General features: G+C 41.7%; 7 protein-coding genes and 1 pseudogene. 2 read left to right on the forward strand and 6 right to left on the reverse strand.

The annotated features are described in order from the left end of the window. Positions 1–12 precede the first annotated feature (12 nt). The 6 genes and pseudogenes from ABD930_RS17590 to ABD930_RS17615 form a co-directional block, all read right to left on the reverse strand. Positions 13–3,002 (reverse strand): annotated as a pseudogene (locus ABD930_RS17590) (glycoside hydrolase domain-containing protein). 2 nt (positions 3,003–3,004) lie between these two features. Then, the gene (locus tag ABD930_RS17595; RefSeq protein WP_345233644.1) at positions 3,005–4,498 is read right to left on the reverse strand and encodes an aryl-sulfate sulfotransferase; all 1,494 of its coding nucleotides are present in this window, start codon (positions 4,496–4,498) and stop codon (positions 3,005–3,007) included. 9 nt (positions 4,499–4,507) lie between these two features. Continuing rightward, positions 4,508–6,046, reverse strand: a complete 1,539-nt coding sequence (locus tag ABD930_RS17600) for a RagB/SusD family nutrient uptake outer membrane protein (protein WP_345233646.1) — start codon at positions 6,044–6,046, stop codon at positions 4,508–4,510. A 25-nt stretch (positions 6,047–6,071) separates the two neighbouring features. Beyond that, on the reverse strand, positions 6,072–6,485 hold the full coding sequence (locus ABD930_RS17605) for a hypothetical protein (RefSeq protein ID WP_345233648.1): 414 nt from the start codon (positions 6,483–6,485) through the stop codon (positions 6,072–6,074). An 83-nt stretch (positions 6,486–6,568) separates the two neighbouring features. Next, positions 6,569–9,379 (reverse strand): SusC/RagA family TonB-linked outer membrane protein, encoded by a 2,811-nt coding sequence (locus ABD930_RS17610; RefSeq protein ID WP_345233650.1) that lies wholly within the window; start codon positions 9,377–9,379, stop codon positions 6,569–6,571. 262 nt (positions 9,380–9,641) lie between these two features. Further along, positions 9,642–10,790, reverse strand: coding sequence for a FecR family protein (locus ABD930_RS17615; protein WP_345233652.1), 1,149 nt, complete (start codon positions 10,788–10,790; stop codon positions 9,642–9,644). A 424-nt stretch (positions 10,791–11,214) separates the two neighbouring features. Here ABD930_RS17615 and ABD930_RS17620 point away from each other — a divergent pair, with 424 nt between their 5' ends. Next, positions 11,215–12,054: an RteC domain-containing protein gene (locus ABD930_RS17620; RefSeq protein WP_345233655.1), complete on the forward strand. Its 840-nt coding sequence runs from the start codon at positions 11,215–11,217 to the stop codon at positions 12,052–12,054. A gap of 262 nt (positions 12,055–12,316) precedes the next feature. Beyond that, positions 12,317–12,508 carry a hypothetical protein gene (locus ABD930_RS17625; RefSeq protein WP_345233657.1) on the forward strand — a complete coding sequence of 64 codons (192 nt, stop codon included), beginning with the start codon at positions 12,317–12,319 and terminating at the stop codon, positions 12,506–12,508. The last annotated feature ends 54 nt before the right edge of the window (positions 12,509–12,562 follow it).

The raw sequence follows: 12,562 nt of genomic DNA on the forward strand, positions 1-12,562 counted from the left end.
AGATCCCTCTTTTTATTCGATAATAAGCAACCAACCCTTATTTTTTTGAACAGGTATCGGTTCGTCTATTTTAAAATGCCGTTCCGGCTGAAACTCATCTATTGCTGGAGCATGGATGGTAGCCCGTTTCGGGTCGATGCCAAGCTTTTTCCAATCCAGTTGCAAGTGGACGGAAAGGTCCTCGGCGGCCCAGCTTGCGAGGGATACCATCCATTTCCCCTTCTTTTTATAGCTAGTTGCCAATATATCTTTGCGATCAACCTTTACCGGATTACCTGCTACCCAGTAGCCGATCATCTCCGATTCTTTTATCCCAAAATCATCCCACGCTTTCCAAAGCGCTTGTGGACCGCTTTTTTGATAAGGTAGCCTATTGGTCATCCCATAAACCATTCCCCGCCATGGATTTCCACCATCTTGCAACATCTCTCCCATCAAGCCAAAAGGGATACCGCTTACTTCTGTCAGGAAGAAATCCGGACCATTATTTTCATAATCGAAGTATTCACCGAACCAGAGCCGGTTGATGTAAGGAAAGTGCTCCATATAAAGGTTGCACTATTATTAAAACCATCGTTTTTATTAAATTGATTAGCCGAGTGCAAATCGATAATTCCTGAATGCCCCTCTTGTGTCATCACGCGTTTAATGCGTTTCATTGTTACACGATCAAAGGCCACGTCATCCAAATAAATACCGTCAATACCGATATGCTTCACCAACCAGTTCATCCCTTCCACATAATAATTATGCCACCGGTTCATGCCGCTATTAATGATAGCAGCGTCCTGATAAGTTGGCACATACCAAGCAGCGATGTAATTGCTATCCAAATGCTCTTGCAACCAAGAATAACCCTTGCCCTGCCCCGGAGAAAACACCTCTTGTCCTAGACTCCGTACAGGGTATAATTCATACATTCTATTGGAAACCTCTCTTATGGTATTATATATTTTTACTTGAAGTCCCAAACGATGCGCAGCATCAATATAGGCCTTCATCTCCTTCGTTGCAACGAAGGGATAATTAATATAAGGATTAAGGGCATTTCCATGGTGAATATTAATCACGTTGGCGCCACTGGCCTTCACCGTATCCACCGGCTTATAGGCATGAAAATACCGTTCACTCCATTGTGCCTCTGTATCCAGCGTATGAAATGGGGTGATCAATAGGTTAAAACTATAGTACAAGGTATCCCCTTGTTGCATATGTCGCTTGCCACTATAACTGTTTACCAACATCGACCCTCCTTTTCTACCAATGTCAATCCCTCCTTTGTTTTCGTTGCCCCAAGATTGTGGTAAAACCAACGGCTTTTGCAAGTAAAAATTCGTATTTAAGGGTCTAGCATACTGTTCATCACGTAAAGAAAACTGAAGACCAGCATTCACGTTTCCAATCCATGCCCCGTCCTGATTTTTATGGGCCACGTCCCATTTCCACGAAATATGCTCCGGTCGATATCCGCCTTTTTGTCCAAGACCCATCAGGTAAGTCGCTTTATCTGGCTGATAGGGGATATGCATGGCTATATCCGATAAATCAATAGCCTTTAAGGCAATGACACGCACCGTATAATGTAGAAAACCATCGAATTCCAGTGAACCCTCCACATCCATCTGTAAAACATCCGAAGTAGACACACTTTTCCACACTACGGTTCCTTCCTTCTTTTGGGTGAATGAAATACCATTGGATATCAATGCGATGTCCTTTTGGTCGGCCAACCGCTGCATATGAAAATGTATGGGTTCGAAAAGCAGGTTATTAGGCTGTTTAGACATGCTGGTCATCTCTTCGGTAAAATACGTCTGTATTTGTTTCGGAAAACCGTTAGGTGCCAGAATAACCTTACGTCCTAACAGCGAAATTGCGGTGTCTCCTTCAACAGTGAGCGGCGTATACGGTTTAATCACGGTATTTTCTTGTGCTAAAGTGGAATTTAGCCATGGTAAACGGGTTTGTAACCAAGGTTTATCAACATCTCCTTCAATAGCTTCTTCACCGTCTACCTTCAATTTTAATAGGAACCGCTTTTCGGGAGCATTAGCTGGCTTGATGTGAATCCATCCCTCATAGATTCCCTTTTCAATTCCCTTTGGTAGTTGTATACCACACCAAAGCGCTTGTACCTGCTGCTTAGGAACGGTTACCGCGATCTGCAAGCTATCGCCTGTGTAGCTGACTCCATTGGTATTGATGCATGTAAAAGCTGCTGTGCTGATTAAGTGTCCTTTTTCATTTTTAAGACCAGTGCAGGTAACCTGCACTTGATTTAAAGCTGTTGTTATGGGCCACAAACCAATCTGAAAAGCATAAAAAGCGCCCGAACGGCTCTCACCCGATAATACACGGCTTTCCCGATTATCTATTGTCCATCGTTTGGGTAGATAGGCTCCCATTTTAATAGGAAGCGATCGATCCTCTGGAAAAATGAGGTAAGTATCCTTTCGGTACTTTCTTTTTAACTGTTCCACTTCACTGCTCGTAGCAATCACCTCCATGGGATCATTGCGGTTAAAATCATCCACGGCATCGAACCGCAGCAGTTTAGCGTCATTTTTAGTCCCTTTTACCTTGTTCAAGTCGTTAATGGGTTCACGCGTACGGTATAAGGCGTCCGGATAATTCCGACTCCTGCCTCCCAAGTGATACGGTAGATAATATACATAATAAATACCGGCTCCCGAAGTTGCTTCAAAAGCAAATTCACCCTTTTCGGGAGACAGGCTTCCATATTTTACTTGCTCAACAGGTTTATTTAGCGTACTATCCACAATAATCAATTCCTGATTGGGGCTTACATGCCGATTGCGCCATTCGACAGAAGCCTTCACCCAAGGCACTTTTCCAGACACCTGCAATACCGCCCGCTGATTGCCTAATGAATCGGGATTCCATCGCTGTTGTTGTGGTGGATAATGGTGTTGCCCCCACAGTGATGAAGACAAAGACAGCAAGATAAAAGTAAATAGACCGGTTGTAATTTTTGAACACATCTTTAATTGCTATTAGATACATACCCTTGCCAAAATGTTGCTGGCACCGGTATGGCTCGGTAAGGTATAAAATACGTATTTAATTCCCACAACACTTTTCCAGTTGGACTTGAAATAAGCACACTTCCTGTTTTGGAGCTCGTTTGTACAACATGCCCATTTTCGAGTAAATAGGCACTACCCATCCGGGCAGTAAATTGTTTGTTCGGAAGCGGTACGTCTAACTTTTTTAGGGCTGTTTTAGCCTGTTCATTGATGGTAAACGATAAGGCGCGTGACGTTTTCCCTGCTGTAGTAGAGTCGCGTGGTGAAAAGTCGCCATTATCAAACAGCATCAAATCACCCTTTTGATTAATATAAGGCGCATGTTGAAAATAAAAATAAGTCGACTTATCTAACTGAAAATCGCCCCCTTTACCCAAGCGCCACATCGTTTCGCCTGTTTGTGCATTGATTTTCCAGACCTGGTTCTCGATAGGTGATGACACTAAATAGTTACTATCTCGATCAAAAGAGATGGTATTGATATGAAAACGATCGTGTTTGAGGCTATCGAGACGCTTATCCGCTTTTAGATTCCAATGATCCCAAGTCGACCATTTTTTCAAAACTTTACCCGTTGTATCTAAGGTAACGACGGCATCTCCCCAAAGCGTATCTTTCGGTGCATGCGCTCCTTGATCACGTAAAATAAAATCGCGCACCACGGCAACGATATGTCCTGCTTTATCCATTTGAAGATCGTGGTGAACAATCAAGCCCAGCTTTTCCACATCCAAACGCCAACGTACATGACCCGTTAGATCAATTTCGGCGAGTTGGGTGCCGCCCATAAATCCTATTTTTCCGGTCCGTAAACCATAACCCATTCCACTTTTTACAAAAGGCTTGTTTGGCTGAGGTTTTAAGAATTCATCTTTCCCAACGGGTGCCAACAAAGCCAATATCGTGGAGCGAGGTGTAAGCGATGCAATGCGTACACCCAATTGCTCATCCTGCCAATACCATTTAATATGCCCCTTTCCGTCAACCATGGCAATGTATCCCGGAAATTCACGATAGCAAAGCATGATCAATTCATTTCCTATGGCCTTTGGATCGTGTGGATGATCTTCTTTTATCCAATCGTGCACCATCCAAGGTGATTGTTTACGTGTCCTAAACGAAAATGTTTTCGATTTAGTAGGAACCAAACGATCTAAGATAATGCGGTAGTGGTACGTTGTATCCGTTTCTAATAACAACAGATGAACCTGATGTTTTTTTCCCTCCTTACTTACCGGCGTTACCACATGCTGCCCATCCTCACCACACCAATATTCTACATAAAGAGGGGCAGGTTTATCCAAGGTTACCTGGATCATTTCCTTAATGGCCGAATTATCTGGCGAAGATAAGTGGATATCAACGATCTGTACGTAACGGCTATAGGCATAGTAGGCACCGTAAAGGAGCACTACTAAACCAATTGTCAAACCTATTTTAATGATTTTCATGCTGTTCCCTTAGGGTAAGCGTTGTGCGTTTGCTGCAGCCATTTCCTGATGCAGGTTTGCCTCATCTAAAGGATAGGGGAAATACTGCAATTTTTCTGTTACCTTCGGTGTTAAACCACGAGCTTTCAGATAGGCATTACATATCGCTTCATATCGACCTAATCGTACAAGGTCGGCCTTACGCTTATATTCAAATACTAACTCAAAACCGCGTTCATCAACTAGGGCATCAATAAATTCCTCTTGTGTTGCTGGAGCCGGAAAATCAGCCCCTGACCCGAGCAATGGTGCACCCGCACGTTCTCTAATCTCATTGATATAAGGTAAACCTGCAGCTGGCCCAACCAGTGCATTTTCAATTTCTGCTTTACATAAAATCACGTCAGCGATACGAAAGACTTGAATAGTACGGCCGTCCAAATACGATGCATTAATCATCTCATAAGAATATTTTTTGGTGGCAATATTCTGCAAGAACTTCGTTGTATCATTCGGTGCTTTCGTTTGTCCGGGTTCAGGAACCATATAGTAGAAACCATGCTTCGTAGAGGCATCTCGAGCGGCTTTCCCCTCATAATTATAATAAAAAAATTTCTTTCTCGGATCACGCTCATCAAACTTACGCCAGAATTGCAAAGAGACGCCATAGTACTGCCAGCGATCGGTTACCTCAGGATGATCAGTTGGTCCGAAATGGTTTGCGATTTCTCCTCCGTTCAGCGATGATTCATGTAAAATGCCGAATATCATTCCCTTATCCATTTTATTGGATTCAGACCATTCGTTCTTAAAGTCGGGATTTAGTTTATACACTCCTTTATCGCGTAAGGCCAATACCTGATCGATATAGATTTTCGCTTGCTCGTACTTATGCGCACGCATATAATTCTTGCCTAGTAGGGTTAATGCTGCCCCTTTAGTTGCTCGAGCCAGGCCCAATTCGCTCGACCACGTTTCGGGAAGAACACTTGCCGCGAACAAACAGTCTTCATGAATCAGGGAATCTACCTGTTCTACCGCCGACAAAGGAACATTATAACTTTCTGCTGGATTTCCCACGGTAGTAACCAGCGGTACCGGCCCCCAACCATCGGTAAGATCATGATAGGCCAACGCTCGAAGAAAATGTGCCTGTCCTAATACCAGATTCTTGTTCTCTTCTGCCATGCCATCAACTGCACCCGTATTTTCAATTAATTCATTAGCATTGGCGATCACTTGATACATATTTTGCCAATTGCTTTTGAAATACCGATTATTCTCATCGTAAGTAAAGTTACTCAACTGTGTAGGGTTCCCTGCTGCAGTAGAAAAGCCCATATCTGTTGCGTAATCCGTAATCATCACCAAATATCCTGCATAATAAAGGTAAGCATCGCCTGGGTAAGGGCCCAAGCTAGCATAGGTGCCGGTCAATGCTGCTTGGAGATCACTTTCGGTGGAATAGGCGTTCTCCGTTGTTAAATCACTATATAATTTAGGTTCCAATTTTGTGCAAGCGGTGCATATCAGGAACAAGATTCCGAAATGGAAAAACCGTAGTTTCATGTTTAGGAAATTCATTTTTCTTCAATTAAAAATTAACATTAACACCAAATGTAAACGCACGCATACTCGGATAGGAATTAAAATCCAATCCTGCACCTCCGTTAGCCGTTTGCGCATTCGAACTGTATTTGATCAGTGCATCATTCTCATAGCCTTTGGTATCCACCTCTGGATCCCATCCTGAATAGCCACTAATGGTCAATAAATTCTCCGCCATAGCATAAATACGGAGCGATCGCATCATTTTGGATTGGATAGGTAGTGTATAACCCAGGGTTAAGTTTTTTAAACGTAAAAACGAAGCGTTTTCCACAAAGTGGTCATTTACATAACCACCATACTCCGTATAATAAAAGCCATTACGAGGGAGGTTTGTGTTGGTATTTTCCGGTGTCCAGCGGTTAAGCGCTTCTACTGAGCGGTTCCACTCTAAATTCATGCGGGTCATATTCAATAGGTCATTCCCTAAATTACCGTATATAAATACCGATAAATCGAAATGTTTATATGCAAACGTATTAGTTATCCCGTATGTAAGTTTCGGGTAAGCTGAGCCGATAATGGTACGATCGGCAGAATTAATAATACCATCGCCATTAACATCCGCAAACTTAGATCGCCAGCTTTGGAATTGGGTTGCGCCGCATAGGTTTCTCCCTGCTGGATTACGCCAATGTACTGATAGCCAAAAAGTGAACCCAAGGGTTCTCCTTCTCGGATAACAGCATAAGCTTCTTCTGATACGGTACCCATCGGTTTTGCAGAGGTAAGAAAGATATCACTTTCACCACCCAACGACAGCACCTTATTATGGTTCACGGCAAAATTGAGTTTCGTATCCCAGGTGAATGCACCGGTTAGGTTTTTCGTACTAACCGCAAATTCAAAACCTTTGTTGGAAACAGAACCGACATTACTCTGCCCGGAGCTATATCCTGTATAATAGGGAAGATTCAGCTTAACCAAGAGATCATTGGTTTTTTTATAATAAGCGTCCATAGTTACGGCGACCCGATCGTTCAGGAAGGCTAAATCAACACCCGCATTGTACTGATCGGTACTTTCCCATTTTAAGGTCGAATTGGCAGGAGAACTACTATTCAAATAGGTGCCACTCGAATTGGTACTTCCATCGTAGGTATAATTCGCATTACTCATCAACCCATAAGAAGCGTAATTACCAATACGTTCATTTCCCGTTCTTCCGTACCCCAAGCGCAACTTCAGGTCTGTTAACCACTGCTGATGCTGCATAAAAGGCTCGTTGATTACTTTCCAAGCAAAGGAGCCAGAAGGAAAAGTTCCCCATTTATGATCGGCACCGAACCTTGATGAACCGTCACGCCTCACTGTAGCCGTGAAGAGGTATTTATTGTCAAAACTATAGTTTATCCGACCGAAAAAGGATATCAGCATATTCTCCGATTTGTAGGAGTTCACGCCACTAATAGTAGCCGCAGCCCCTAAATTGTTATAGCCATATAAGTCGGTTGAAAAACCATAAACATCGATACCTTTGTTATCATTAATGAATTTTTCGTAAGAATAACCACCCATTACATCGAAATGGTGCTTGTCGATATCTTTATTATAGGTGACATACATATCCAACAGGTTATGGGTAAGGTTATAATCTGATCGTGAGGCAACCCCATTATCGATACTTCCCTGGTACGAATTTTTGGACAGGTAAGTTCCTAATTGATCATGCAGCAACTCTGTACCCGCATTGAAACGCGCCGTAAGCCCTTCCATCGGTTTTATCTCGAGGTACATGTTACCATTAATCTTATCTTTCTGCACATCATTTTGCCGAGCCAGGAGATTTGCTACCGGATTATCACCAATTCCTCCAGGTGGCCGACCAAAATTTCCTTCAGCATCATATAAAGGTACCGTTGGATCATAAGTGAGCACACCATATAGTACGTTTGAGTTAAGAATATTTCCATCATAAACCTGATAATTCGAGTTTTCACGCTGACCAAATACGGTAACCCCTGCTTTAATATAATCATTGATCGTCTGGTCTAGGTTAATACGACCAGAAATCCGTTTAAAATCCGTTGTCTTTAAGATACCATCTTGATCAAAATATCCTGCACTGGCGAGTACTTTTGTCTTTTCACTACCCCCTCTAAATTGCAAATTATGGTTTTGTACCAAGGCTGTTTGCGTCGCTTCCTTCACCCAGTCCGTATTGACGTCCGAATTTAATTGCGACTGGGTATATGCCCCATTTTCTATCCCTTCTTGCCCACTGATTTCTTTGTATAGGTCATTTGCCAAATTCATATAGGCTTTCCCATCGAGCAGGTGATAGGGGTTTATCGCTTTTTGGGAACCCACATAGCCACTGTATAATAGGCTACCTTCTCCTGCTTTCCCTCGTTTGGTGGTAATCATCACAACACCATTAGCGCCCCGAGATCCATAAATAGCCGTTGCAGAAGCATCTTTCAAGATTTCCATCGACTCAACATCATCTGGATTAATATTAACGCCATTATTACTGGGGAAACCATCGATTACATATAAGGGTTCATTACTGCTACTAATCGAATTCGATCCCCTGATCCGAATAGACATACTTCCACCCGGAGCTTTTGAGTTCTGCGTAACAACTACACCGGAAGCCCTTCCCTGAATCGCTTGCGCCACGTTGTTAACTGCTCCGCCTTTGGTTAAATCATCTGCGCTTAAGGATGAAATGGAACCTGTTAAATCACCTTTCTTTTGGGTACCATATCCCACTACAACGACTTCATCCAAACGTGATGCTATCGCATGGAGGGTGATATCGATTACCGATTGCCCATTAACCGGAACTTCTTGATCAGCATATCCAATGGAGCGGAAAACAAGAATGGCATCGGCAGGTATTCTCAGTCGGTATTGGCCATTACTATTTGTTGTAGCTCCCTTTCCCGGCGCTCCTTTTACAAAAACCGAAACACCTGGCAATACATCCACCGAATCCCTTACCGTTCCACCGACCTCCACTTCTTGGGGTATTTTGGGGTTACTATCCTGATCCTTAGTATTGGCCAGAATGGTGATGGTGTGGTTATGCAATTTATAGCCAAGCTGCTTTTGCGTTAATACTTGATCCAATACCTCTAAAAGAGGTTTGTTCGAAACAGCTATGGTTACTTTTCCAGCCTTCTTTAATTGCTCTTCATTATACAAGAAACGATAGGGTATCTGCTTTCCCAATACCATCAAGGTTTCTTTAATAGAAGCGTTTTGAACAGAAAGGCTTACTTGCTGGGCCTTCCCAGCGGCATGCACACCTATTGAAAAGGCAGCAACCAAAAGTAGTGTTAATTTCATACGCAAAAAATTAATGCGTGGTAGCCACTGAAGGCGATTCCATTTCCTGAACATGCCCCTTGCATGACAACGGAAAGAAATAACCTGCCTCAGGCCTTTGTTCTTGTTTTTGTAATTCATATTTTCGTTTTGTTAGGGTTGGACGATTGTGATTTGCTAAAATGCTTCAGAAGGCCTTAATTTGTCGGAAGTGTTGGCGCACTTCCGGCTATTTTGTTGCTTATCTGTTTATGTTAGGTAATGTCTTTCTCATCTGTTTGAATTAATCGTGAACAATAATTTTCTTTCCTTGAATTTCGAAATGAAGCCCGCTAACATCTTGTAACATATCCAAAGCATCACGGAGTTGTTCATCCCGCTTAATACTGCCGCCGACATGCAATGTTGGCAACCTCCCTTGGTAGTGTAGATCAACGTCATACCAACGGGCAACTTGTTCTAGAACGTCTGTTACCCGATCATCATTAAAAAGGAAATACCCATCTTTCCAAGCTATCGTCTTCTCAACATCGGCTTTATCAACGATGATTTGACGATCTTGCATTAGCGCTTGCTGTCCTGGCTTCAATATTCGCTTATCTATACCATTGTTCACTTCTACAGCACCGCTGATCAGTGTCGTAATATCCGTTTCGCGATAGGCATTAATATTGAAACTTGTTCCCAAAACCGCTATTGATCGATCGTTTACCAATACTTTAAATGGCCGGCTTTCGTCCCTACTAACTTCGAAATAGGCTTCACCTGTTAGTTGAACGACACGTTCCTTCGAATTAAAGTTTACCGGAAAATGTAGAGAAGAGGAAGCATTTAGCCATACCCTTGTTCCATCAGACAGCGATAAACTGTATGTCCCGCCTCTAGGAACGATAAGCGTATGGTATACGTTTTGAGCAACTTGAGGCTGATGGGAATATACCAGTTCTCCAGCCTTATTCTGAACAACCGTACCATTAACTTCATGGAATTGTTGCTGTCGGCTATCTAATTCGACCGTTTTCCCTGTAGATAATAGTAGTCGAGCATGATTACTACCAGGAGAAATATCATTTGCAGCTACTATTCTTTTTTGTAGAGCAGCCGACTGGCGATTCCAGTGGTTCCAAAAAACTATTGAACCTATAACCAAAACAGCAATTATACTCGTCATCGCTAACCACGATCGTTGACGAGACGGACTGCCCCTTCGATGTTTTCGTGCTAGAAAGCGTTGCCAAGCCTCCTCAACATTAGGAGACTGCATTTGTTGTAACGCTTCCTGCACACGATTAGCATCGCTATATTTTTTCACTAAACGACGTATACGCGCGTCAGATTGGCAAAGCTTTTCCAGTTTATCCAATTCATCTGCTGTTAAGGTTTGCTGAATATAACCTGTAATCAGGCGTGCTATCTCCAGTGGGTCGCTCATGATTATTACCTTTCTCTTATATAAAGGCACTTCATTGCGCAAAAAGGATGGAACTTTTTTCAGAAAAACATTAGAAAACTCTAAGCGAGTTAATACAGAGTAGATTACGTTAAGGAGGTTTGTTATAGGTAACGATTTAGTAATGGTGCTCATTGCACTCACTTTCAGTGGTTTTCTCCTTGTAACTCAACGCAAATTTACAAAATATGAATAACATCTTTTGTGCTAAGCAGATTTTTTGCTTTTTAAATTTGATATAAAACAAATAACATTCAGTATTATATAGAGAAAAGTAAACCCGTATAAGAAAAAAAATCTTACCCAACTTGGGTGTAACTTGGGAAAAAGAGCGATTGATAATCCCAATCTTTGTATAGAGCAATTCTTCAATTGCAATTAGTATTCTAACAAAAACTATATTGCCATGAAATACTCTTTACATAAAATCATAGACGATGTAAGTCAATATGAAATCAAAATTGTGAATGAGGCATCTGGATCTTTGGACGAGGCACTCAAAATGATTAGCTATTTGCAAGAAGTCCTTATCGCATTAAAAGCATCTGTCGTCAAAGAAGGTTTTGATAGTGAATGGGAAGAAATCAATTTTTTCAGGAACGTCAAACCTGGTGTTCTCGGTAAACTGATTTATTATAACAAGGTTTATCGTATTGAATGTGCCTGCCCTCTTGGTAGCGAGAAAATATACAGAAACTATTTTTCCAACCAAATAAAAGAACTCAAGCAGGAATTTGAAGAGAATATTTTTAATTCCGAATTCTACCGATACTATCGGTCGGGAAGAAATGACCGAGACCAAACCTTTTTCAGATTGGGCAATATTAATCTCTATGATGGGTTGAACAGCTTTGTTTTTGAAATCGACCATCACTTTTCCACTTATTATGATTATAAAGTTGCACGCATCATAGCCAACGATCTGCTCCAAAATTATTTGCATCTTAAAATAGATTCAATCGAGGACAGTAACTTTAAGGATGAAGAAGCCACTAAAGACATTTTTTGGACGAGTAGTAAAAATGCCCTTGTAGAACTCATATATGCGATGTATGCTTCAGGAGCTGTGTCACATGGAAAAGTGGGGATAAGAAAACTAAGCATGATAGCGCAGATAGTTTTTAGTGTTTCGTTGGGTGATCTTCATCATGCGTTTCACCGTATGAAAACAAGAGCAGGTTCCCGGACAGCATTTTTAGATCATCTCAAAATTTCTCTCGAAGAATACATGGATAAAGATCTTTAGCCATTTTATACAGCTTACATTCAAAAAAGTTAAAAGCAGTACCAAAACGTACTGCTTTTTCTTTTACCCATATGTGCCAATTGGCAAATGTTAGCAAAACTCCTTTCTAAAACCCCTCTAATGCCTTGAAAACTCTATAAAACGAGGGTTTTTCCTAATTGTGAAAATTTCTAAAAAAACAGCCAAACCAATTGGTAAGGCTTGGCAGACAAACCCTGCCAAACTACTCAATTTTGCATAAGTGACATTAAAGAGTTGTGCAATGAAAATTATAACAATTGAAGAAGAGGCATGGAAACAGTTGAACAACCGTATCAATGCCATTGCCGATTACCTTAAAAGACAGGAGGAAAATAGCTACGATGAGCTATGGTTGAATAACCATGAGGTATGCCAATATCTGCGTATCCGCTCTATGAACTACATATTTGATTTGTCAATAATTTGTTTATAGTTCTGCGGATAAAGATTTTTTAGATTCTTGTGGTTTATAGAGGATATGTTGAGC

It is taken from the genome of Olivibacter ginsenosidimutans, from assembly GCF_039542865.1.
Lineage (GTDB): Bacteria > Bacteroidota > Bacteroidia > Sphingobacteriales > Sphingobacteriaceae > Olivibacter > Olivibacter ginsenosidimutans.